This is a genomic window from Shinella pollutisoli (assembly GCF_024609765.1).
Taxonomy (GTDB): domain Bacteria; phylum Pseudomonadota; class Alphaproteobacteria; order Rhizobiales; family Rhizobiaceae; genus Shinella; species Shinella pollutisoli.
The window spans coordinates 1-23,445 of sequence record NZ_JANFDG010000036.1 but is presented as its reverse complement, the minus strand read 5'-3'; the positions used below and the strand labels follow the sequence as shown (position 1 = coordinate 23,445).

Annotated in this window: 21 protein-coding genes and 1 tRNA gene; 8 read left to right on the top strand and 14 right to left on the bottom strand. The window is 60.5% G+C overall.

The genetic code is table 11. The annotated features are described in order from the left end of the window. Positions 1–37: 37 nt before the first annotated feature. Positions 38–487 (bottom strand): DoxX family protein, encoded by a 450-nt coding sequence (locus NNZ72_RS22635; protein ID WP_257317952.1) that lies wholly within the window; start codon positions 485–487, stop codon positions 38–40. 192 nt (positions 488–679) lie between these two features. Here NNZ72_RS22635 and NNZ72_RS22630 point away from each other — a divergent pair, with 192 nt between their 5' ends. Then, positions 680–979, top strand: coding sequence for an Rdx family protein (locus NNZ72_RS22630; protein WP_257317951.1), 300 nt, complete (start codon positions 680–682; stop codon positions 977–979). A gap of 52 nt (positions 980–1,031) precedes the next feature. Here NNZ72_RS22630 and NNZ72_RS22625 read toward each other — a convergent pair whose 3' ends face one another. Further along, positions 1,032–1,346 carry a BA14K family protein gene (locus NNZ72_RS22625; RefSeq protein WP_257317950.1) on the bottom strand — a complete coding sequence of 105 codons (315 nt, stop codon included), beginning with the start codon at positions 1,344–1,346 and terminating at the stop codon, positions 1,032–1,034. A 186-nt stretch (positions 1,347–1,532) separates the two neighbouring features. Here NNZ72_RS22625 and NNZ72_RS22620 point away from each other — a divergent pair, with 186 nt between their 5' ends. From NNZ72_RS22620 to NNZ72_RS22610, 3 genes are all read left to right on the top strand, one after another. Next, a complete protein-coding gene (locus tag NNZ72_RS22620; protein WP_257317949.1) occupies positions 1,533–2,960 on the top strand; it encodes a phosphohexomutase domain-containing protein in 1,428 nt (475 codons plus the stop codon). Positions 2,961–3,041: 81 nt separating this feature from the next. After that, positions 3,042–3,126: transfer RNA gene (locus tag NNZ72_RS22615), tRNA-Leu, on the top strand. Between the two features lie 162 nt (positions 3,127–3,288). Next, positions 3,289–4,548, top strand: a complete 1,260-nt coding sequence (locus NNZ72_RS22610; RefSeq protein WP_257317948.1) for a tyrosine-type recombinase/integrase — start codon at positions 3,289–3,291, stop codon at positions 4,546–4,548. Positions 4,549–4,832: 284 nt separating this feature from the next. Here the strand turns inward: NNZ72_RS22610 and NNZ72_RS22605 are convergent, their stop codons facing one another. The 3 genes from NNZ72_RS22605 to NNZ72_RS22595 all read right to left on the bottom strand — a co-directional run bounded on the left by NNZ72_RS22605 (position 4,833) and on the right by NNZ72_RS22595 (position 7,328). Continuing rightward, positions 4,833–5,564 carry a helix-turn-helix domain-containing protein gene (locus tag NNZ72_RS22605; protein WP_257317947.1) on the bottom strand — a complete coding sequence of 244 codons (732 nt, stop codon included), beginning with the start codon at positions 5,562–5,564 and terminating at the stop codon, positions 4,833–4,835. Between the two features lie 901 nt (positions 5,565–6,465). Next, the gene (locus NNZ72_RS22600) at positions 6,466–6,663 is read right to left on the bottom strand and encodes a hypothetical protein (protein ID WP_257317946.1); all 198 of its coding nucleotides are present in this window, start codon (positions 6,661–6,663) and stop codon (positions 6,466–6,468) included. 74 nt (positions 6,664–6,737) lie between these two features. Next, positions 6,738–7,328, bottom strand: coding sequence for a phage integrase N-terminal domain-containing protein (locus NNZ72_RS22595; RefSeq protein WP_257317945.1), 591 nt, complete (start codon positions 7,326–7,328; stop codon positions 6,738–6,740). A gap of 240 nt (positions 7,329–7,568) precedes the next feature. Between NNZ72_RS22595 and NNZ72_RS22590 the strand changes: the two genes are divergently transcribed. Next, entirely contained in the window at positions 7,569–7,850 is a 282-nt protein-coding gene (locus NNZ72_RS22590) for a hypothetical protein (protein WP_257317944.1), read from the top strand. 426 nt (positions 7,851–8,276) lie between these two features. Here the strand turns inward: NNZ72_RS22590 and NNZ72_RS22585 are convergent, their stop codons facing one another. The 9 genes from NNZ72_RS22585 to NNZ72_RS22545 all read right to left on the bottom strand — a co-directional run bounded on the left by NNZ72_RS22585 (position 8,277) and on the right by NNZ72_RS22545 (position 19,188). Next, positions 8,277–9,203 carry a LysR family transcriptional regulator gene (locus tag NNZ72_RS22585; protein ID WP_257317943.1) on the bottom strand — a complete coding sequence of 309 codons (927 nt, stop codon included), beginning with the start codon at positions 9,201–9,203 and terminating at the stop codon, positions 8,277–8,279. A 156-nt stretch (positions 9,204–9,359) separates the two neighbouring features. Further along, a complete protein-coding gene (locus NNZ72_RS22580; protein ID WP_257317942.1) occupies positions 9,360–9,959 on the bottom strand; it encodes an invasion associated locus B family protein in 600 nt (199 codons plus the stop codon). Then, positions 9,940–10,503, bottom strand: coding sequence for an RrF2 family transcriptional regulator (locus tag NNZ72_RS22575; protein ID WP_257317941.1), 564 nt, complete (start codon positions 10,501–10,503; stop codon positions 9,940–9,942). Before NNZ72_RS22575 ends, NNZ72_RS22580 begins: the two co-directional genes overlap by 20 nt. Positions 10,504–10,576: 73 nt before the next feature. Then, positions 10,577–11,932, bottom strand: a complete 1,356-nt coding sequence (locus tag NNZ72_RS22570; protein ID WP_257317940.1) for a serine hydrolase — start codon at positions 11,930–11,932, stop codon at positions 10,577–10,579. Between the two features lie 81 nt (positions 11,933–12,013). Next, positions 12,014–13,120: a siderophore-interacting protein gene (locus tag NNZ72_RS22565; RefSeq protein ID WP_257317939.1), complete on the bottom strand. Its 1,107-nt coding sequence runs from the start codon at positions 13,118–13,120 to the stop codon at positions 12,014–12,016. Continuing rightward, positions 13,117–14,895, bottom strand: coding sequence for an ABC transporter ATP-binding protein/permease (locus tag NNZ72_RS22560; RefSeq protein WP_257317938.1), 1,779 nt, complete (start codon positions 14,893–14,895; stop codon positions 13,117–13,119). The genes NNZ72_RS22565 and NNZ72_RS22560 overlap by 4 nt, the downstream gene beginning before the upstream one ends. Before the next feature lie 32 nt (positions 14,896–14,927). Beyond that, the gene (locus NNZ72_RS22555) at positions 14,928–17,417 is read right to left on the bottom strand and encodes a TonB-dependent receptor (RefSeq protein WP_257317937.1); all 2,490 of its coding nucleotides are present in this window, start codon (positions 17,415–17,417) and stop codon (positions 14,928–14,930) included. 172 nt (positions 17,418–17,589) lie between these two features. After that, a complete protein-coding gene (locus NNZ72_RS22550; protein WP_257317936.1) occupies positions 17,590–18,651 on the bottom strand; it encodes a FecR family protein in 1,062 nt (353 codons plus the stop codon). Between the two features lie 48 nt (positions 18,652–18,699). Then, on the bottom strand, positions 18,700–19,188 hold the full coding sequence (locus NNZ72_RS22545) for an RNA polymerase sigma factor (protein ID WP_257317935.1): 489 nt from the start codon (positions 19,186–19,188) through the stop codon (positions 18,700–18,702). A gap of 561 nt (positions 19,189–19,749) precedes the next feature. Between NNZ72_RS22545 and NNZ72_RS22540 the strand changes: the two genes are divergently transcribed. Genes NNZ72_RS22540 through NNZ72_RS22530 form a run of 3 tightly spaced genes read left to right on the top strand, consistent with a single transcriptional unit; the run spans position 19,750 to position 22,967 of the window. Then, a complete protein-coding gene (locus tag NNZ72_RS22540) occupies positions 19,750–20,970 on the top strand; it encodes an SIR2 family NAD-dependent protein deacylase (RefSeq protein ID WP_257317934.1) in 1,221 nt (406 codons plus the stop codon). Further along, on the top strand, positions 20,970–22,754 hold the full coding sequence (locus NNZ72_RS22535) for an ATP-binding protein (RefSeq protein ID WP_257317933.1): 1,785 nt from the start codon (positions 20,970–20,972) through the stop codon (positions 22,752–22,754). Before NNZ72_RS22540 ends, NNZ72_RS22535 begins: the two co-directional genes overlap by 1 nt. Further along, entirely contained in the window at positions 22,755–22,967 is a 213-nt protein-coding gene (locus NNZ72_RS22530) for a KTSC domain-containing protein (RefSeq protein WP_257317932.1), read from the top strand. It abuts the gene before it with no gap. Positions 22,968–23,445 lie beyond the last annotated feature (478 nt).

The following is a 23,445-nucleotide window of genomic DNA, read 5'->3' as shown; positions in this document are numbered from 1 at the left end:
GTTTTGCGTCCGGAATTACGGGAAGGCATCGGACCGGCTAGAACTGGCGGCCGAGCCTGGCGTCGACCGACTGGCTGTTGGCGCCGCGGATGACGAAATAGAAGGTGATCGCCGCCCACAGGATCGACTTCTCCGCGCCGCCGAGGCCCTGGTCCTGGACGATCCAGTGGAAATAGACGGTGACGAGCAGCACGATCGTCGCCGCGAAGGCGGCGGGACGGGTGAGGAGGCCGATGGCGATCAGGATGCCGCCGAAGAACTCCGTGACGGCGAGCAGCGGCGACCAGAACGCGCCGGGATAGAAGCCGAGGCTTTCCACCATGCCGCTGGCGCCGAACGGGTTGAGGATCTTGCCGTAGCCGTGGGTCACGAGCAGCAGGCCGGCGACCACGCGCAGCAGCGTCTCGGCGCTCTCGCCGAGCCTGTCGTAGAGGCCGCCGAGGCGGGGCACGATGAGGCGGGAGCGGCCGGAAGCAAGGTCGGTCATGATTTCAGTCCTTGAGCATATTGCGATGCAGCATCGTATTTTACAGGACCGGGCCGCACGCAAGATGGGGCCGGTAAAAACTTGACCGGACAAGTTGACATTATCGTGAGCGGCCGTCGCGGCCGGTGCGACGGTTTCAAACGCGGGCGCTTGCTGTAGGATAAGGGTCCCGACGACACCGGAACGAAGCCCATGACGACAGAAAAGCCGCGCGTCTCGATCCTCTACTGCACGCAATGCAACTGGCTGCTGCGCGCCGGCTGGATGGCGCAGGAACTGCTTTCGACCTTCTCCGACACGCTCGGCGAGGTGGCGCTCGTTCCCGGCACCGGCGGCAATTTCGAGATCCGCGTCGGCGACGTGCTCGTCTGGGAGCGCAAGCGCGACGGCGGCTTCCCCGGCCCGAAGGAAGTGAAGCAGCGCGTGCGCGACGTCATCGAGCCCGGCCGCGACCTCGGCCACACCGACCGGGCGGGCGGCGAGGCCCCCTGAAGCGAAACGGCGGGCCGATGGCCCGCCGTTCCGTCTTGCCGTCCTGCCCGACTCAGCGATAGGGCGAGTAGCAGATGCGGTAGACCCCGCCGCCGGCATGGTAGCGGTTGGTGTAGGGATCGTAGGTGCGGTAGCGGTTCAGGCACCAGCGCACATGGGCGTTGCGCCCGCCGCCGTAGTAGCGCGGCCGCTCGTAGCGCGGGCGGTAGTAGCGGCGATGGCCGTAATAGTGGCGCGGGCGGTAGTAGCGCGGCCGTTCCCAGTCGCAGCCGTAACCGAAGCAGAAGCTCTGCGCCTTGGTCACGTCGCTCTTCGTATCGACCTTCAGGTCCGGAACCGCGAGCGGAACGGCGCCTGCCGCACCCATGGGCGCAATTGCGGAGGCAATGGTCATTGCACAGCCGAAAACGACATTTCGAATCCTGGACATGGTGATCCTCACTGTTGCTGCGGGTTCATCTCCCCGTTGCGTCCCTGGTTTGCATTACGTACAGGCATTTTGTTTTATTCATGATCTCCCCCGCCGCGCGCGGGGCAAGCCCGGAGGATGCGGATGAGCCTCAAGTTCGGCACCAGCGGCCTGCGCGGCCTCGCCGTCGATCTCGAAGGACCGGCGACGGCCCTCTACGCGCGCGCCTTCGCCCGCCACCTCCTCGCCACGGGCCGGGCGCGGCCGGGCGACAAGGTGCTGGTCGGCCGCGATTTCCGCGCCTCGAGCCCGGCGATCGCGGCGATCGCCCTCGCCGCCTTGGGCGATGAAGGCCTCGTCCCCCTCGACTGCGGCGCGCTGCCGACGCCGGCGCTCGCCCTCTACGGCCTTGCCCGCGGCCATGCGAGCCTGATGGTCACCGGCTCGCACATCCCCGCCGACCGCAACGGCATCAAGTTCTACCGGCCGGACGGCGAGATCGACAAGGCGGACGAGGCGGCGATCACCGCCGCCGCGGCGGCGATCCGCGCGGGCGGCATGCCCGAGGCGGCGCGGGCTGCGGCCGAGGACCGCGGCGCCGAGGCCCTCGCGCTCTATGCCGGGCGCAACGAGGCGCTGCTGCGGGCGGCAAGCCTCGCGGGCCTCAGGATCGGCGTCTACCAGCATTCGACGGTGGCGCGCGACCTCTTCGTCTCCGTCCTCGCCGGTTACGGCGCGGACGTCGTCGTGCTCGGCCGCTCGGAACAGTTCATCCCGGTCGACACCGAGGCCGTCTCCGCCGCAACCGTCGCGCTGCTCGCCGGCTGGGCGGCGGAACACCGGCTCGACGCACTCGTCTCCGCCGACGGCGACGGCGACCGGCCGCTCGTCGCCGACGAGACCGGGACGCCGCTGCGCGGCGACCTCCTCGGCCTCGTCGCCTGCCGTTTCCTCGGTGCGCGGACGATTGCGACGCCGGTCACCTCCAATTCCGGCATCGAGGCGGCCTCCGGCGCCCGGGTACTGCGCACGCGCGTCGGCTCGCCCTTCGTGATCGCCGCCATGGACGAGGCCGTCGCCGCCGGCGGGACGGCCGTCGCCGGCTTCGAGGCGAACGGCGGCACGCTGACGGCGACCCCCTTTGCCGTCAACGGCCGCGCGCTCGCGCCGCTGCCGACCCGCGACAGCCTGCTGCCGGTGCTGGCCGTCATGGCGCTGCGCGCGGCGCAGCGCCGACCCCTCTCCGAGGTCGCGGCGGGCTTCGCGCTGCCGGCGGCGGCGAGCGACCGGCTGGAGAATTTTCCGGTCGAGACGAGCGCCGCGCTGATGGCGGAGCTGCGCTCCGGCGCGGGGCCGCTCGCCGCCTTCCTCGCGCCCCTCGGCGTGCCGGCCGCGGCGAGCGACGTGGACGGCCTGCGCGTGACGCTCGAGGACGGCGCCGTCATCCATTTCCGCCCTTCGGGCAACGCGCCGGAAATGCGCTGCTACGTCGAGGCGGCGGACGAGGCCGCCGCCGTCGCCCTGCTTTCGGCCGGCCTCGCGCGCATCCGCGACTGGACCGAAGGCCGCTGAACGGGGAAACGGCAAACCGTTGCAGAAACTTCAAAATGCCTGTTGACACCGGCAGGCACTCCCCGTACATGCGTCTCCGTCGCCCAGATGGCGGAATTGGTAGACGCGCAGGTTTCAGGTACCTGTGCCGCGAGGCGTGGAGGTTCGAGTCCTCTTCTGGGCACCATTTCCTAGTTTTTCAACGTCCAAGGACGTCTGAGAAATCCGAAATTCTCAAGGAATTTCACCGGCATACGTCCAAGGACGTTTTCTGGCGTCCGTTGGCATCTGCAAAATTTGTTGGTATGATTGTTGGCATCGGCATAACGGTACCAACAGGCACCAGCACATGACGACGGACAGACTCAGCGATACGGCGATCCGATCCATCAAGCCGCGCGACAAGCAATTCAAGCTGACGGACGGCGGCGGCCTGTTCCTGCTCGTAAATCCGAACGGCAGTCGGCTGTGGCGGCTGGCTTATCGTTTCGGAGGTCGCCAGAAGCAGCTCGCTCTCGGTTCATATCCGGCAACGCTGCTTGCCGACGCGCGGGAAGCACGCCGCAGGGCGAAAGGGCTGCTTGAGGCCGGCATCGATCCGGGCGAGGAAAAGAAAGAGCGCAAGGTCGCCGTAAAGGCTGCCAAAGAGGCTGCGGAGAACACCTTTGCCGCTGTCGCAGAAAAATATCTCACCAAGGCGGAGAAGGAAGGGCGAGCGGCCATCACGATGAGCAAGGCCCGCTGGCTGCTGATCGACCTTGCGAAGGGCTTGGCGGACAAGCCGGTGCACGAGATCGCACCGAAGGATGTTTTGGCGGTGCTTCGCCCTGTCGAAGCCAAGGGCAACCATGAAACCGCCCGACGCATGCGCTCGACGATTGGCCGCGTCCTGCGGTTTGCCGTCGCCAACGGCTGGGCGGAACGGGATGCGACGGCTGATCTCAGAGGAGCGCTGACGGCCCCTAATGTTCAACATCGTGCCGCAATCGTGAAGCCGGAACCGCTCGGCACACTGATGCGCGCTATCTATTCGTGGGAAAGCGGCCAGCCGACCACGATCGCCGCGCTGAAGCTTATGGCGCTTCTTGCCCTTCGGCCCGGCGAAGTCCGGGCGGCACGGTGGGACGAGATCGATTTTGAGAAGAGGACATGGACCGTTCCGTCAGGGCGCATGAAAATGCGGCGGATACACGCTACACCCCTGCCAGATCAGGCGATCGCGATTCTCAAGGAATTGCACCCGCTGACAGATCGGGGCGAATCCTCGCTCATTTTCCCATCCACCACGTCATCCAAAATCCCGATTTCGGAGAACACCACAACGCTTGCCCTGCGTCGGCTGGGCTTCGGCCAGGACCAGATGACCAGCCATGGTTTCCGCGCCGCATTTGCCACCCTTGCAAACGAAAGCGGCAAATGGTCGGTCGATGCTATCGAGCGCCAGCTCGCGCACATGGAGGGAAGCGCCGTTCGCCGTGCATATGCGCGCGGACAATATTGGGATGAGCGCGTTGCAATGATGCAATGGTGGGCGGACTATCTCGATCAGCTTCGGGAGGGCGCAAAAAACATCCCTCTTGAAGACAAGCGAAGAACGAAGCGGCGATAGCTCCAATGATCCTTCACAGGAGGAGCATTCCAGAGGCGGTTCCTTTTGCCTTTTGCCCGCCTTTTCGAGATAGGGCCATTTCCCTTACACCCCATTCCCTTGAGCCATCCCTTTAAACCCATTCCTTGCCGTTTCTCACCATGGCCCAGTCCAGCAACATCTTTTGCCGGCTACCACAGGCGTAAACGCTGCAGTTTCAGATTGGATGGATACTGCGATGGCTGTCTCTTGCACGAACCGGAGCCACTTCCGGCCGCGCTTGAGGCTGGGGCAGCGTTTGCCGGCTAATCCGGTGCAGGTTTTATAGAATCAGTTCGGGATTCATCCCGCCCGGCGGACTCGCGCTGGTCGTTCCGTTTCTTCCGATCGATTCCCCTGCTAAGCCGCGCAAGCGCCCGTGCCAAACGATCGTCCTCGATCCCAAACGAGGCCCGTTCTTCGCATGGGAGCGATTTCCGGTACCGCTCCAGCTCGGCCGTGCGAACCTCATGGGTGTGTTCGCAGTCTTCGGGAATTGGCGAAGAGACGCCGAAGTGCTCAAGATGCCGTCTGGCGCGCTCCGGGAGGAGCAGACGATAAGCATTGCTCACCTGCCGGACCTGCGGGCCGTGTCCCTTGTTGCCCGTCGGCTCGTAGCGCCTGATCCAGGCGAGGAAGCCATGCCGGCGCAGGTTCGCAAGCGCCCGCACGATGGCGTCGCGCGATCTCTTTAGCCGGCGCATCATCGTATCAATCGACGGCTCCAGACGGCCGGTTTTGTAATCCACGACATTGACGAGATATTCCAGAACCTCGATCGCAACAGAACCGAGCGGCCCGTTGCGCCGACCCGGCCGCCGCTCGATCCGCTCGTAGCGCTTTGCCGCAAGCAGGATGCGCTGGACCTCCTGCCAGTTCGTCCGTCTCCAGAACGTGGCTTCGCAATAGCCGCGCTGGTAACTGTTTCCTCTGACGGGCACGCGCGAGCGTTGCCCGTCCAGCACTCTTCCGAGCACCGTCCCGATCTGTTCGAACATGGGGTTCCACCCTTCCCGTTAGGGTGGGCGCGGCCGGGCAGTGGGCGAGGCATGGTCGAGACAGCGCTTCGCCCGTCCCACAAGAGGCAGCTCTTGCAGGCTCGTGAACGCTCAGCTGTTTCGGAAGTGAAATCGAGCTACCCGAAAGCCTGCGTTGTCGACTGACCGGAAACCTCCCCTCGTCGGCACGAGGAGAGGTTTTCCATACGCTCACCGCTGTTTCAGCGAACTTGCGTCCCGCAATGGAGCGGGCGAGCTTTTCCAAGCCGATGAACAGGGTGCGTGCGGCGTGACAGCCGCTGCCGCAGGGACGAGAATGGCGATGCCGCCGCCGTGCCGTGAGCGCGCTCGCGTTACCGCAGGCACGACAACAGACGGCGGCGTTCCGGCGAAAACCGGAAGCCGATGGAAGAACGATGCCCCGAGGTAGATGCCGGGGCTATGAACAAGATGCCGGCATCCGCTGTGACGAAGGTCCGGCTGGGACAAGTATGGCTCCACCCTGTGGCAGGGCGACACGCTCGAGGGGAGCGGAGCGCGTCCGGGATGGCCGGCTGGATACGGCCTTGCGGCAGGATATGCGCCTGCGGGCACGACCGTCTGCTGCGCCGGTCAAAAAAATCCGCCCGAAGGTCAGTACCCAATCATCATAGCAAACCGTCGCTCTGCCTTCATCACGAAACGCGATGGACCGTGCCGAATCCAGCGCCTTCCAGAGCGATATGGTCAGGGCCAAAATGGTTTGTGCTGCGGCGAACTCACCTTTTTTGCGCACCGGATTTTTGCGCGTCGGACGCCGAAAGTGCGAATCGGCGCGGGTGCGATCTTGGTGGCGGCCGGGCAGCTTCACCGGCTCCGGACACACGGCATCGCTGCACGGGTTTCGTGCATGACGGATGCATCACCGTCCGAGATAGACGGCGGTGATCTGGATGCGCTCGTGTCCCAACTCGCGGCTGATCTGCTGGCGGGCTTCGGTATCGACAAGGCGCTGCTCCGGCGTCAGCGCGTCTTTGCCGGGACCGCCTGCGGCTGGTGGTTTCCAGCCGGTCAGTGCCTCGTAGCGGGATTGCGCATAGGCATGGCGCAGCCCATGCATGTTGCTAAGGCCAGCGGCCTTGCACTGGCCGTCATAGACATGGCGCTGCTGGATGTAGCTCCTGTGCGTCGGGATCAGCGAGCCGGAGCCGGCAGGGCATGGGCCTCAGTGAGAATGGAGCGCTGTTCCGCCGTGGTGATCGGAACCATCCGTTCCCGCCCGCCCTTGGTCCATGAACCCTTCAGCGCGATATGATCGCCCCGGTCGGCGTAAGCGGGCTGGAGCTTGATCGCCTCTTCCCGCCGCAGGCCGAACGCCTGCTGCAAGCGAAGGCTCATGCGGACATGCGGATCGGTGACGCGCTCCAGACGGTCGCCTAGATCGGTCGCCTTGTTGTTTCCGGTGACGAACTGGCGCTGCTCAATGCCGAGCCTTGCGTTGTCGGCGGGTATGACGCCTGCCTTGCCGACCTTCTCGGCCCACCAGCGCAGATGCGACAGCCGGTTCTTGATCGTGCCGGCCGAAAGGTTCCCACCCTCCCAGCGCTCCAGCAGCGCATCGACGTGTTTCCCCTTCAGCGACGAGGTGTGCATGTTGCGGAAGCCCGCCTGCTTCAACTGTCGGGCGATGGCCGCCAGCGACCCCATCCGCTGCGCCTGGGTCATGGCTCCGCCATCCTTGTTGCGGCGGCAGAGCTGCTTCAGCTCATAGGTCAAATCGTCCATGCTTCATCCTCCGAACGAAATCGTCATCGAACCCCGGCGGGCGGGGATCTGCGGTGGTCTCTCTCCAGTTTCCGAGCGGATGCGTTGGGTCAGTGTTCATGCCATCACCGCATGAAGCGGGATGCCCCGAAGGGCCGAGGGGCCGGGTGCGCTCGATCACCTGTTGCCTCGAATGAGGCGTCCATCCTCCTTCCTGTGGGAAGGCCAGACGGAAGGGGCGCGGGATAAGGCCGCGCTGGGATGATCGAGACGCGAGGGTCGGAAAAAGCCGCACGTCATGGCGGATGCTACGTTGGTGTGCTGCCGCAGCATGACGAGAGGCGCGAGAAGATGCCGTTCTGGTGCATTGGAGAATCTCCTTTGAGATGTGGATGGACGATGACGGCTGCCGCAGGCGGCACGCCAAAGGGCAGCGACGAGAGAATTGCCGCAGCAGGCGCGAAGCTGGTGGAGACGACGCAGCAGCGAAAGAACGCTGTCGCAGATGAGCAGGGGAAGATTGCTGCCGCAGTCCGGCGATAGTCGGAGACGGCCGACGATGACGGTTGCCGCAGCACCGATAAGACGCGCGGCGAAAAATCCTGCTTTTGCAGCAGGGTCCCCGGGACGATGCGGCCGATAGCGGCTGCGACAGGATCAGGCTCCACCCTGTTGGCAGGGACGACACGCGCGAGGGAGCCGGAGCGCGTCTGGCAATGGCCGGTTGGCTACGGCCTTGCAGCAGAGATATGCCCGCAGGCACGACCGCTTGCTGCGCCGGTCTCCGGTGTTCATACCCGCCGGAAGGTCAGTGCAGGATCAAATTACCACACCCATCATCATGAGCCCATCAATTAATTGGACCAGGCTTCGCGCCTTGTCTTTGCGGCAGTTCCCCGCATCGTCACTGCGGAACCCCAGTGACGGTGCGGAGGCAAATCCGGTTGCGGCAATCATCACGTATCCCGATCAGCCGGCCGGCTTGGCTGCACCATCATCCTTCGGCCGGGGCTTTCCGCCGATCTGCCTTGCCCGTTCGATGAAGCGTTGCAGCTCCGGCGAGTGGGGAAGGTCGTTCGTCACGATATAGGTCGAGGCGCTCAATACCTCCTCGGTAAGGGGCCGGATGACGATATCGTGGTGGGCATACAGCGCCGCCTGCGATTCCAGGCCGAAACCGAGCCCGTATCCGGCCGCGACAAGCAGCATCATCGGCTCATGGCCGGAGATGTATTCGGCGACGGTCGGAAGCGTCTGGCCGCTTTCCTTCAGCATCTGCCGGAACAGCTTGTAGCCGCCGGCGCACTTTTCCGGATGGCAGACAATCAATGGGTGCCGCAGCACTTCCTCCAGCGGAAGCTTGTCGTAAGACAGCAACGGATGCTGCCGGGGCAGGACGACCACCAGGCGCTCGGACCAGACGGGTTCCCTGACAATGCCCTCGACCTCTTCGCCATCCACCGTGATGCCGACGTCGATCAAATCGCGATTGAGGCCGCCAAGCAGTTCACCGGCCATCATCTCGGTGATGCCGATGCTCGTCAGCGGTTCCTGTTCACGGCACATCGCCAGAAGCCTCGTCAAACGCGGCTGGGCGAGGCTGTCGGCGATCCCGATCCGGATGCGGCGACCGCCTGCGGCCGTCCGCTTCGCGTAGTTCCTAGCGTCGTCGAAGAGTGCGAGCAGGCGGCGGGCGTCCTTGCAGAAGACTTCCCCCGCCCAGGTGAGCCGGAGCTTGCCTCTGGACCGATGGAGCAGGGAGATCCCGAGGTCTTCCTCCATGTCCCGAATTGCGCGCGACAATGGCGACGGTTCGACGTGGAGCCTTGCCGAGGCGCGGCTGAAGCTCAGCTCTTCCGCAACGGTGATGAAGTATCTCAAATGCCGCAGTCTCATCTGGTGCCTCCGATCGTTGATGGATATTCCTTCGCCAGATTGCCGGAACGACTGGTGTCGCGTCGGGAACGGTATTCTCGTGCGGGGCAAAGCCCTTAATTCGCGAGCGCGTGCTCGGCCGAGATGGAAGTGCGATTGTTTTCCTGCCCCAGCCTCCTATCGTGCGAGTTCCGCCGCCCGGTTCATGGCGCTGGTGAAGCCATTGAGCGAGACGTTGAAGGTGGAAGGTTCGCCCGTGTCGTTGCGGGTGGCGCTGACGATCAGCTTTTCGCCCTTGCGCAAAGCGTCGGTGGCGGCCTTCGGGAACGAGACCGGGACGACGCAGCCGGCCGGCACGCAGGTCGAGAAGCGAGCACCCTGACCAAGCGCCTGTTCATCGATCTTCAGCTTGATCCCGTCATCGAGCTTGAGACCGAAGGGCAGCAGCAGCACACCATCCGTCTGTCCTGCAGGTGTAGCCGCCTGAAGTTCAATGCCGAACAGCCGCTGGCCGGTCTGGGCGTTGCCCTGGTCCTGGCTGAACACGCAGGTTTTGCGGTTATCGGCGATGGCGCAATTGACGATCCAGTCGCCATAGGTCTCGTTGATCGACGTGGCGCCGTTCGGCAGGGATACGCTCGTGCTCGACGCCCGGCTACCCTTGGAGGCGGGCTGTTCCGCATCCTGCGCCGATGCGACTGTCGCGATGGACAGGCAGGCGAATGCGGCGAGGGTCGCGAAGGTGGAGCGAGTGGTTTCAGGAAGAGATATCAGCATGGCGGTGGTCTCTTTCGGGTTTCGTGCGCTGCACGGAGAGAAGGCCGGTTCTGGCGTCATCGTGAGGCGGCACGGAATGCTGCCGACCGGGTTTGCGACGGGCCGGGTTCAGCAGCTCGCAATCCAGGCAATTGAGCCGCTGGTGTGCGGACTGGCCGACAAGATCGGCCACCGAGAAGCGGTCGAGGAAGGTGAGGAACGTCGCTTCGGCCGCGCCAAGGATGGCGTTGAACATCAGGCCCACTGTTTCCAGCCGATCCCTGTTGCGCTCGTCGGCGTGCAGACCCAGATCGGGCTGGGTCGCCCGCAGGACGTCGCCAAGGAGGATCTCACGGGCGGGGACAGCGAGTTTGATGCCACCGTTTCGTCCCCGCATCGCTTTGATGAAGCCGGATCGAGCAAGCAAATTGACGATCTGGGCGGCGGCGTCCTTGCTCGCTCCTCCGGATTCGGCAGCGCGCGCTGTATTGGTCGAGGTCGCCCCGCTGCGCGCGCAGGCGGCGAGGATTTCAAGGGCGATCTCGGATTGTCGGGTCAGGCGCATGACTGAACTCCTCCTCTCAGGCTTGACGGCGCCCACCACTGTTGGGTTTAGACGTCGGCTCCAGCCACAATTATTAGGTGTCGAGACGGAATGCTGTCCTATCGCGACCGCCCTGATGCAGCGTGAGGCGTTCTGCATGGCTCTGGCCAGATTCTTCAAAGCTGATTTGGGCATTCACGTTTTTACAAAAGAATTCCCGCTTGCTTTCCGGGAAAAGCTCCACCCGGTCTTGACCACTCGCCTGTACAAAGAGGCGGCTGTCTTCCTGGCTCACATTCAGGATGAAATCGTCCGCCAATCGATACCGGCCCACGTATCGATGATAAAGATTCGGATCGACTTCGATCGCCACGCGCTGCTTCGGCGGTATTGCAAGCGGCACCTCCGGATTGAGCAGATGCATCGCGATGTCGTCGACCCCGAGATCTGCGGATGTATTGGAGAGGACGACGACGCCGATCCGCGATTGCGGGACAAACCCCACGAAGGACCGATAGCCGCCAGTTCCGCCACCATGGCGGACAAACTCGGTGTCGCCGTTCCTTGCGATAGGCCATCCGAGCGCCATGCTATTGTCGTCCGTTCCGATTGGTCGTCGCGTGGCAAGTTGCCCGTTCAGCGCATCACGGAGTGGCGTATCGAGGATACCCAACGCCATCTCAAGATAAGTGAGCATGTCGTTGACGGTGGAGCGTAGCGCTCCCGCACCGGCTAGTGTCGGCAGATCCCAGTTCGGAACGGCTTCCAACGACGCGCTGTGGCCGATGGCGAGCCTCGACCGCATGTCGGTCGAGAGGGTGACGGCGGTGTTCGTCATACCCAGCGGCACAAGGATACGGTCACGGACCAAAGTTTCGTAGTCGCAGCCGGCGCGGAGCGCGAGGACATGGCCCAACAGCCCGTAGCCGAGGTTGGAATACTCCCAACTTGCTCCAGTGTCCCGCCTTGGTTGGTGGTTCGACAGGAAGTCGTAGAGTAGATCGAGAGTGTAGTCGGCGTATGGATTGCTGCGGTCACCGAAAGGCATATTATCCGGTAATCGCGGCAGGCCGGAAAAGTGCGTCGCGAGATCGGCCAGCGTAATTGCCTTGTCGGCCCGTTCCGGAACCGTCACTCCTTTTGGGAGATAATGCGCGACCGGATCGTCGAGTCCGATTTCGCCGCGGATGGACATCTCGGCGAGGAGAAGGGCCGTAAAGGTCTTTGTGACTGACCCGATCTCGAACACCGTTTCACCATTGACCGGGCGGGGGTCCATTACTCCAAGAGAGCCGTGGCTGACAACTCTACGACCTTTCGGTGAAACCATGCCGACAACGATGCCAACGGCCTGCTTCTGTTCGTCGATTCGTTGCACGAGGATACGACGAACCTCTGAATCGGTAGGGAATTGGACACTCGGCAACGAGTTACAAATCTTGACGGTCATCAAACATTGCCTTTCGGGCTTCCTCTTTGGGTTCCGGCTCACCGCTCCCAGTCAACGCCACTATTTCCATCACGGGGTAGCTCATGCTTCCGCTACGCCCTTGCGCCAATAGCAGGCGACGAGGCTCTCTCCCTTTTTCAGACCGCGTTCCTTGCGCAGATATGCACGCATTTCCTTGAAGGCGTCGATTTCGCACGCAGCCCAAGCGAACAAAGAAGCGCCTTCGGCTGGGAAGTGCGTTCCGCGCACGGCATCGACCAGCAGGTTGGTCGCACCGGGGCACGCGCCATTGCGATGTAGCCAGCGGACTTCGATGCCCGATCTGGTTGCGATCGGCTGCTCCTCGGCAGCGTCTGCAACTTCGATGAAGGCGACGCCACGCGCGCGCTCGGGCAGGGCTTCGAGGATGCGCGCTATCGCCGGGATTGCCGTCTCATCCCCAGCCAGCAGATACCAGTCGCGGTCCAACGGCGCTGCTGCGCCGGCGGGGCCGAGAAGACCGACGACGTCGCCTGGTTTCGCCCGTTCCGCGAAGGCCGATCCCGGTCCCGCGTCGTCGTGAACGACAAAGTCGATGTCCAACGTTCCGGCCGCGGTATCGACCGAGCGGATCGTATAGGTCCGCGTATCTGGAGCATCATCTCCTTGCGGCAGAATCAACCTGCCGTCCGGACTCAAGGTAATGGACAGGGATAGAGCAGCTGTGTCCTGCTTCCGAGGGATCACGAGCCCTACATGCAATCCGTCCAGGGTGGCGAAACGGTCAAGGTCTTCCCCGATTAAGGTTAACCGCTTCATATGCGGCGTGACGTTGCGCGTCGATACCACCCGCATGAGCCGGAAACCCGGATGGGTAGTCAATTCGCTGGCGTCTCCCTGCCAGATGATGGAAGGGCTGTGCGGCTCCGCGTATTTCAGGAGCTGCGATGCCATGAAGGATTTAATACCGATAAGCCGGTCCAGATTTTTCGCCGTTGCGTCCAGACCGAAATCGTCGCCGGTGGCCGTGAATATGGCGCGAAACGATCGATCACCTTCCGGAACCGCTAGCGACACCGCTGCGCCGTCGCGAGAAACCGTAGCCCCATCTTCTACCTCCGCGAAGCGCTTTGTGAAATCCTCAAAGATGGCGTCACGCGCGGCTTCCGCGCAGGGAAAATGAGCGGTGGCATGAGCCCTGAAGTTCATCTTGCTGTTTCCTTTTCATCAGCGTGCAGGTCGGCCAGGAAGGCCCCGCTTTCGGACGGGATAAGTTCAAGCGTCCGCGTGTGAAGTGCCGCGAGGGAAGCGCGATGCCCAACGGTAAGCACCGCCGTTTGCGGCAGGCGTTCCGCAATCAAGCGGTAAATTTCGCGCTCTGATGGTTCGTCGAGAGCGGAGGTGGATTCGTCTAGCAACAGAATATCCGGTCGCTGTATCAAGGCCCGCGCGAAGGCAATGCGCTGGCGCTCGCCGCCGGAGAATCCGTTGGCTTCCTCGATTTCCTCGTCAAGCCGATTGGACAGTGCCGACAGTCCAACCGCCGTGAGCGCCTCACGGATGCTTGCGTCAGATATCAAACCGGATACATCGGGCCAGGTCAGCGCTTCACGGAATGTACCAAGAGGAAGGTAGCTCCGCTGTGGCACGACCATGAGGCTCGCGCCTTCTCGAAGGCTTATGGTGCTTTCGGCGAAAGGCCAGATTCCCGCAAGTGCACGGACGAACGTGGTCTTGCCGAGCCCAGAAGCTCCGGTCAGAAGCACCCGCTCGCCACGATCGAGACGAAATGCAGGGAAATTGGCAATCACTTGGCCAGTCGGTAGTCGCAGCGTGACGTTGCGGGCGTCTAGCATCATGTCAACATCCGCATGCTTTGCATGCTGGACACGGCCAACTTCATCATAGACTGATTCCAACGCAGTCTCGAAACCGTGTAGCCGTCCAATCACCGACCCAAGATAGGCGAGCTTCGTGTAGCTGCGGGCGAGAAAGGAAACATCAGTTCGGACGCGGCCGAAAGCTCCGGCAGCCTGTGTCAAGCCGCCCAGTTGGATGCCGCCAGCGAAATAGACCGGAGCGACCAGGAGATGCGGAAGCACGCCTCCACCACGATTAAAGATTTCTTGTACGAACGTAAGCAGGCGTTCGCGCGCTAAGAGTGCATACCAGTTTCCGATCACACGCTCAAAACGCCGGTCGAGATCAGCCCGCTCGGCTGTCGCTGCGCCGCCTCCGAGCACAACTTCCTCAGCGTTTTCGCGCAGGCGTGCGAGGCTGAAACGAAAGTTCGCCTCCGCCCTCTGCTGGTCAGCGCCAAGGCTGACCAACGGGCGCCCAATCAGATGGGCGGCCCATGTATAAATGATGGCATAGAGAAAGGCGGCTCCGACCAGCAGAGCCGGCAAAGGCACCGTCAGGCCCAGCATTTCGTAGTGCGCGCCGCTTGGGATTGTCGCTAAGATATAGGTGAAGGACGCTAGCGAAAGTAACGCGGTCAACAGACCCATGGACAACTCTAATGTGTATTCAATGAAAAGACGCACATCGTCAGCGATACGTTGGTCGGGGTTGTCTGGTGCATCCAATTCGAATTGCATCGGGTAGAGTGCGCCAGTCGATAGCCACCTATCGAGATAACGTGCCGTCAACCATTGTCGCCATTGAATCACGAGCCACTTGGTGATGGTCAGTTGGACAACTGAGTGGGCGAGAAACGCAAACGTAATTACGCCAAATATGACCACACCCTGAAAAATGAAGGCGTTCCAGTCTTTAACGCCAAGCGCATTGAAGAAAGCGGCATTCCAGTAGCTTGAAACCACGGTCAATCCGACCCCGGCCAAATTCGACCCGATCACACCGGCCAACAGCCAGCACGCGGTTAAGCGTTCTCCCGACCGAAAATAGAGCGCACCGATACGCCAGCCGGCCATGGCCACATCGGTGACGCGAAAAATATCCTTCGTATGCTGGCCGCTCATATGCGGCCAGCGCTTCGCAATCTCTCCCCGCATCAGAACTTGAATGTCGTCGACAGCCGGAATGTCCGTGGCGCACCGAGATAGAGGCTGTTGGATTGTGCTGTCGACCAGTAATTCTTGTCGAACACGTTATCTATGCTGGCGCGGACAGTGATCGGCTGGTCGTTCCAAGGGGAATTGAACGTGTAGCGTGCGCCAATATCGACGATCGCCCAATCCGGAATTTTCAGATTCTCGTTGTCGTTATTGACAACCTGCTCGCCGGTGTAGGTGACACGGCCGGTCAGCGTGAGTCCTTCCATGAATGGAGTGTCCCATTCTGCACCAACGACCGCGCGGAAGGCTGGTGCGCCATTTGCTCTTTTTCCGTCATTGGTGCCATTAGCAGTTCTTGTCTGGCGAGCATCGAGAAGGGTCAGACCGCCAAGGAGACGTACGCCCGGCGAAATCTCGCCGTAGGCATTCAGTTCGATGCCGCGGTTCCGTTGCTCACCGTCAAGGGCTCTAACCAGCGCTCCAGATGCGTCAACATAACCATAGTAGTTGGCCCGCGTGATTTGGAATGCTGAGAGCGTCGTTATGACGTTGCCCCAGTCGACCTTAACGCCCGCCTCATACTGCTCGCTGACAAACGGCGGAAACACCTCCCCGGCGTTGACATATGGAGGTTGAACAACCTCACCAACCTGCAAGTCCTGCATATAGTTGGCGTAGAGTGAAGCATTCTCCCAAGGTTTGACGACCAGCCCGAAGGCTGGCGTCCAAGCATCGTTTTCATAGCTGGTGGTTAGCTCACCAGTGATCCTATTGAAAACATCGGATTTTACATCCTGGTAGCGGAGTCCTGCTGTAAATTGCAGCCGATCGTCAAACATCGACATAGTGTCGGCGATGGCGATGCTGGACATCCTTGTTTTGCTGGACCTCACCGTTTCACCCAGGTCACGGAAGGCCGGAGCCGGGCAGAAAACAGGATCGTAAATGCTCGTGGTGCAAGCATAGGGCGCCGTGAACAACGCACGTTTCCACTCCATCCCAGCCTGCGACACGTTGAGGCTCAGAGCATGATCGACCAGGCCCGTATTGAACGTGGCCCTCACTCCGCCCTGCATAGACAACACGTCTCGGATATACTCAGCTTGCGTGTGGCCCGACTGGCTGTACTGACCATCCATATCGAGTAGCTGCGGGACGTTCGGCGAAAAGAGGTAGTAGTCGTTTCTTTGCATTCCGATCGCCGCATAGGCGGTTACATTTTCGGTGATGTCGACTTCGCCCCGGATCATGCCCAATGTGGTTTTGACCTTGTGCTCACTCCAAGGCGGCATGAAGTTGGTGTCTCCATCCGGAGCCCTTGGTACGACGCCAAGGCCCGCAACACGAGCAATGTTGATCAGTTGCGAGTTTGCCGGACTAGCCTCGTTGGATTGATGCACGAAGTCTGCGCTTATCCGTACGCGCTCGCCACGGTAGTCCAGATTGAGCGCGGCCGATCCGATCTCCGTCGACTGTGTATCCAGGGGAGTATCGCCCTTGCGGAATGCGCCATTGAAGCGAACGCCGAACTGCTTCTCCGCACCGAAGCGGCGACCGACATCGATATGTGCGCCGATCTGCGAGCGGGAATCGTAGCGTGTGGTGATCTGTGTTAGTGGCTCGTCGCTGGCCTGTTTGGTGAAAAGATTGACGGAACCTCCGATGCCTCCCAAACCTGACGCAGACATACCGTTCAGCAAAGCGCCCGGCCCCCTGAGCACCTCGACCCGCTCAAGATAGTCCGTATCCGGCGAATGCAGAGGCGCCATGCCAACCAAGCCGTTCAGGCTCTTTGAGCCGTTTACCCCGGTGTCGATGAAGCCGCGGATCGTAGTTATTTCGTCGTTGTTCCCTGCTGTTTGGGTATTGGTTAGTATGGACGGATCGTTGGAGAGCACGTCCTGAACGGTCTGCGCCTGCTGGTCTTGAATCTTTCTGTTTGTATAGCTCGTTTGGCTGAACGGCGTGTTCATCGTATCCCGATTGCCGAGCATTCCAACCTGCCCACCCGTGGCCACCTGACCGCCGGCATATTCTTCCGGCAGATTTCCGATTGTGGAGTTGGGATTGCCTTGGCCCTGGATAACAATCTCTTGGAGCATCGTTGAGCCATCGTCAGCAACGCCACCGTCAGCACTAATACGCCTTGCATCGAATATGGTGACGGTATTGCTGCTGGTGAACCTGTAGGAAAGACCCGTTCCTGACAGCAAGGCGGCGACTGCTTGCGACGGGGTCAGTGTTCCGCTGACCGGCTTGCCAACGGCAGAGGCAGCAGATGTCTCGGAAAAGACAACATCGATACCGCTGACACTGACGATATCGTTCATCGCCTGACGAATGGGCTTGGCGGGGATGTTGAACCGATAGACCTGTGCGGTCTGTGCGAATGCCACCCGATGGGCAACCCCGTTTCCGCCGACCGCCGTCAATATGGTCGTCGCCAACAGAACAATCATTCTGCTGCTCTTTGCCTTGCCCATCATGCGCCACCCTTCTCCACAAATCGAAACAACGAGAGCGGGTCGTGCTTTGAATACGTTCTTCCCTGACCTCTCATATTCGATATCGCCGGAGAGGTGGTCGTACCCTCAGGGTAGAGGCAAAAAAATTGCCGCGACCTCTAAAATATTTTCGGAATGGGCACGGAAGTACCCGTCATGGCCCGATCAACACCACCTTTCCCCCGAGCTTGGTCATGCGAAAGCCGATGGAGGACTTCATCGCCGCAAGTGCGGTTTCCGTATTTTCGAGAGAAATGTTGCCGCTGACGCGCTTTTCTCCCACTGCCGTTCCGAGCAGGACGATCCTGCCGTCCCGATAGCGCCCGATCTGTGCCAGAATATCGGCAAGGCGGGCATTGTTGAATATCAACCGCCCGTCATGCCAGGCCATGCTTTCTGCAATGTCCACGGTCTTCACCGCGCTTAGACCGGCCTTATTGTATTCGACACTTTCTCCCGGCTTCAAAACGACCTTTTTCCCATCACTGGCGGAAGAAACCTCCAGACTGCCGCGGGACAAGGTCACGGTGACATTGCTGTTCTCCGCCAGAACCACGTCAAATTGGGTGCCGAGTACTCGCGCCTCGCCATTTTCCGCTTCGACGATAAACGGAATGCCGGATGGGCTGACCGTGAAATATGCGCCTCCCCGCAGAAGACGAACCCGCCGTACGTCGGCTGAGAGGTCGGCATCGATCGCGCTATCTGCATCCATCAGTACCGTGGAGCCGTCGGCAAGGGTCACACTGCGTCTTTCGGCCTTCGCGGTGCTGAAATCCGCGCCCATATTCTGTAGAAAATGGGGATGCTCCAGCCAGATCCAGGTTCCGGCGACAAGAACGGCGAGACAGCTTGCAATGATTGGCCCGGTTTTGGCCCTCCTCTTTTCCCGACGAAAATGGGTGATTTTTTTGAGTGGCTCCGTCAGGTCGTCCCCTGTCTTGTCCGAAACCTTGTCCGCGACCGCACCAAGATCGCTCCACAGCGAACCGACCTCGTTATACGCCTGCGCATGATCCGGCGACATGGACATCCAGTTTGCGAAATCACGCCTTTCAGCTTTCGTCGGCTTACCGTTCATCCGCGTGAACCATGCGACGGCTTCCTTCTCGATAAGCGCCTTGTCGCGGGGTTCAGCAGCCTCATCGTTGTCCATGGACTCTTTCACTTCCAGCAATGATTGGTGATCGGCAAAAGCATCGCCTTGCCGCTTCATAAAAGATATCGCCTGAATCCAGGATTTACCTTCAGAAGCCGTTGGAGACTATCTTGCGCCCTTGCAGGCCATGATTGCCTTGGCCATTTCCCGCTCAACGGTACTGTAGGAGATATCGAGGCCAGCGGCGATCTCCTCATAGGTGCAACCATGCATTCGATTGAGGAGAAATATTTGCCGTGTCCGTGTAGGCAAGGCTATCACCGTCTCCTCCAATCGCTTTAGATCCTCGCGGGCGGAAACGATCTGATCCGGCATGGCGACTGGAGCCGAATACTGTTCTTCGGTTATGCCGGCAAAGAATACCACCCGCCGGCGTTCCGAGCGAAAACGACTGATCGCCGTGAATTTAGCTGCCTGTGAGAGATAGGAAGGGGAGAGCTTCACATGCTCTTTCGCTCTCGACCATACTGCCGCAAACACATCCTGCACAACATCTGCGGCGTTGCTGGCACCCACCTTGCCGACAACCATACGCTCAAGGCGCAGTCTTTCCGAGTTGTATAAGGCTTCGATTTCTTCTGATCTGCTCGACATTGCCGGCACCACGGGCTTTGGGGCTCCGGCGCTAGGCCATCGTCCAACCTGGATCGCTCATTCGATATCCGATGCAAATGTCGAGACAAAAAGTCAAGTTTATAATTCAGCTTGCCTGAAAGTGCCCCTTGGGAACACAACCGATCCCTGCTCGATAGATGCAAAATTGTAACGTGCCGTATACTAGGAGAGGGCAAGAGTTTGATAGGCAAGGCTCGCTATCAATATGGCTTCGTAGCCTACCGTAGGAACCAGCCCCCCGGACCAGGCTCTCCTCTAATATTGGAGTCATTTAGCGTGCAAGGTCCCTGCTGTAATGACTGCCTCGAGGCCGCTTTCGGACCGGCTGCTTCTAGGGCCTTATTGTGTGAGCGGACGTTCCAATCACTCGGAGCGCTTGCCTTCGCGCGAGTTGCCTCTCTCCGCGTCTACGTATCCGAAAGTGCTGGTTAGCCTCAATCTACGTAAATTGTGTTGACTCAGCATGGCATGGTGCAATTTAGGCGAGAATCAATTTATCGTTTAGATCAAGAAGGTGCCATAGCCATCATTGGGGAAACTATGCCGAGCGAGATCGTACACAATCCTGATCAATACATGACTGCCCTCCGTACGATTATAGCCGGGGGCCGAAAGAGGATCGGGTTACTGCTTGGCGCCGGCGCATCGGCAGGAATGAAGAAGGCAGACGGCACCTACCCCCTGATCCCGGCGGTCGCCGGTTTGACCAAACTTGTCCTCGATATACTCGAGACAGAATATGGGAAGCAGATCGCAGAGCTGAAGAAGGAACTCGCGCCCAAGGATGACATCGAGACGCTCCTATCCAGGATTAGGTCGCTCGCGAAGGTAATAGGGCCGGCCAAGATCCATGACTTGGACGGACCCGGATATGCGAAGTTTGGCGAGCGCGTATGCGAGGAGATCGGGAAGGTCGTCGCCGTAACTTTGCCCGAGAGCGGCTCGGCCTACAGCGACATCGTAACCTGGATCACGGGTGCCGGTCGTGATCATCCCATAGAGATTTTCACGACGAACTACGATCTGCTGCTTGAGGAAGCTCTTGAGCGCGTGCGGGCGCCGTACTTCGACGGCTTTACGGGTGGCCGTGAGCCATTCTTCGACCCTGTCACTGTCTCCAACAACGACCTACCGGCAAGGTGGACACGCCTCTGGAAGCTGCACGGATCGCTGGGGTGGTGTTCTAACGTCAAAGACGAGGTGATCCGTTCCGGCAAGGATAACGCCCGGCACCTCGTATTCCCCGAGCACCTCAAGTACGAACAGACTCAAAAGGCTCCTTACGCAGCACTCCTCGACAGGTTGCGCGCCTTCCTCGCTACGCCGGACACGCTACTGATCTCGATCGGGTTTTCGTTCGCTGACGCTCATATCTCAGCGCGTATCGATGAGGGACTCGCGGCGAACCCATCCGCTAGCGTGTTCGCGTTCCAGTTCCAGAAGCTCGGTGACGAGATTTGCGCTAGAGAGCTCGGTCGCCGACTACCTAACTTCAGCGTCTACGCACGTGACGCCGCGCTGGTGAATGGTTCGGAGGGTTCTTGGCGTGTGCCTTCGGAGCTTCCTTCAAAGGACTGGGGACCAATCCGGTCCTCGTACTGGTCGGAACCCCAAGGAGGCGGCCAGCACGAGTTTACGCTCGGGGCAATAGAGGCATTCGCTCGGTTCTTCTCCGCGTCGCGTTCAACGCAGGTCTTCGTGACACCTTGCGCATCCGCTGCGGCGGCCGCGGCGGCCGCATCCGCCTCCACGGTGGCGTAATGAGCGCACCAACCCTTCTCGGTCACGTCGGAGCTGTCGCGGGCGCGACGATCAACGTGCGACAGTTCGAAGGAACCGCCTCGGGTATTGCTATCATTGGCGGTCGCAGTTACCGCATTGGCCAGGTCGGCAGCTTCGTCCGCATCCCGCAGGGCTATCACGACCTGTACGGTATCATCTCCGACGTCGGTGCTACTGCCACGCCTGAGACACTGGTCGACAGCGGGGCGAGAGGGGACCGCTGGATCAAGGTGCAACTCGTCGGCGAGGTTTTAGAAGCGACCTTCGAACGCGGGATTAGCCAATATCCCGCGATTAACGACCAGGTGCATCTCGTCGTCGAGGAGGATCTCGCCCGCATCTACGGGACCGCTGACACGGGTCAGGTGACCATCGGTAGACTGTCGGGAGCCGAAAGCATCCCCGTCCGTATCGATCTGGACAAGCTCGTGACGCGCCACTCTGCGGTGTTGGGATCGACGGGCGCTGGCAAGTCGACGACGGTCACAAGCCTGCTGCGTTCCCTTTCGGTTGGTCAGGGTGACCACTCCAGCTTTCCAAATGCACGGGTGCTCCTGATGGACATCCATGGTGAGTACGGCCGCGCGCTTGGTGAGGTCGCCAAAGTCTTTCGCGTGAACCCACTCGAGAATGAGGAGCGCCTTTACGTTCCTTATTGGGCACTCGATCTGGACGACCTGTTGACGTTCCTTCTCGGGAAGACCGAGGAGAAGGCGCTAACGGCGATTCAGGACCGCATTCTCAGAGAGAAAACTGCAGTCTTAGCTCAGATGAACTATCCCGGTGTCGATGCTAACTCGCTGACCGCCGGCAGCCCTCTGCCGTTCAGCCTGAAATCGCTTTGGCTCCATCTGATCGACCCGGAAATCAAGACGTGGGTGGAGAACACTCAGCAGAATTCGGCTCAGACCGCTCCGGGCGATGCTGAAACACTAACGGCGCCTACTTATCCACTGCCTGGCCAAGGTAATACGTCGCCGTTCGCAAACAAGACGAACGTGCTGTCGATCCGGCGACAGCTCGAACAGCTCCGGTCACGACTACTGGATCGACAGTATGACTTCATGCTCCATCCTGGACCTTGGGAACCGAGCCTCGATGGGGTTACGCAGAGCGACCTGCCGCAACTGCTCGAGAGCTGGCTTGGACACGATCGACCGATTACGGTGTTAGATCTGTCGGGCGTGCCGAGTTCGATCCTAATGCGACTCATTGGAGGCATCCTAAACATCATTTACGAGGCCCTCTTCTGGAGCCGCGAGATGCCCGAAGGCGGGCGGGCGCGCCCTCTGCTTGTGGTTATGGAGGAGGCACATCGGTATCTGGGTCGGGACGATGCCAACCTTGCACGAGATGCCGTTCAGCGCATCGTAAAAGAGGGCCGCAAGTTCGGCCTCGGCGCAATGATCGTGAGCCAGCGCCCATCCGAGATCGACGAAACCATTCTCTCCCAGTGCGGGACTTTCTTTTCGCTCCGCCTCTCCAACTCGTCGGATCGCAGCAAGGTTCAGGCGGCCCTACCTGACAGTCTGAGCGGAATCGTGGATAGCTTGCCTGTACTTCGTACGGGCGAGGCTGTGATCACCGGCGAGGCTGCCAAGCTGCCTGTGCGGTGCAGGATTACACTTCCCGAGGAAGGCAAGCGCCCCACCAGCGAGGATCCGCACGTTGCCCAAAACTGGAGTAAGGAACGCAGTAACGAGAATTACGTGAACGTTACGGCTGCGTGGCGATCCCAAAACCCAAGATGGAAGGAGGAATGAATGGAACGACAGTCAGTAAATTCGTCGAGTTTGGCTTCGGTTGGCTATGATCCTGGTTCGGAGATTCTTGAGGTTGAGTTCGTTGCCACCGGAAAGGTCTATGAATACTACAACGTCCCCCAGTTCATGTACGATCGACTATTGGACGCCTCCTCTATTGGGCAGTTCTTCAATGCTGAGATCAGGAACGCTTATCCGTGCAACCCGATCTGATCGGCCAGTTCTGGTCGATGCCGTTAAGTGAGGTGAATTGTCAATGTTCGCAATCGGGCAGGTGTAATGCGGCTCGAACGACCGACATGAAGGCGCGTAGGGGGAATCGTTTCCGCTGTTAGAGCGGGATGCACTCACGCGCATTCACGCCACCGCTCTATCTGTTTGTTTTTGCCGCGTTTGTGCAGCGTCAGGTGATTCCACCTGACTGCAAAATACTTTATTGGCTAGTGGCTACAAAAGGAAGTCGGAAGAAGATCGTCCGCCTTCGGTTCTGCTAATAAGAATCTCAGCGTTTCAGAGTGTAGTACGTACGAAGGGTTGCCTACCCCTCGACTGCTGGGTCGCCGAGACCCGATGCTGCTCTTTCAGATACAGCGCTGTCCAGTGAGGAACGGTCCTGTCCCTGCCAAATGTAAGCGGTGTTTTCCTCGCACATTGACCAAGCTCGATTGGGCATCCCGAAAAATGCCACTAC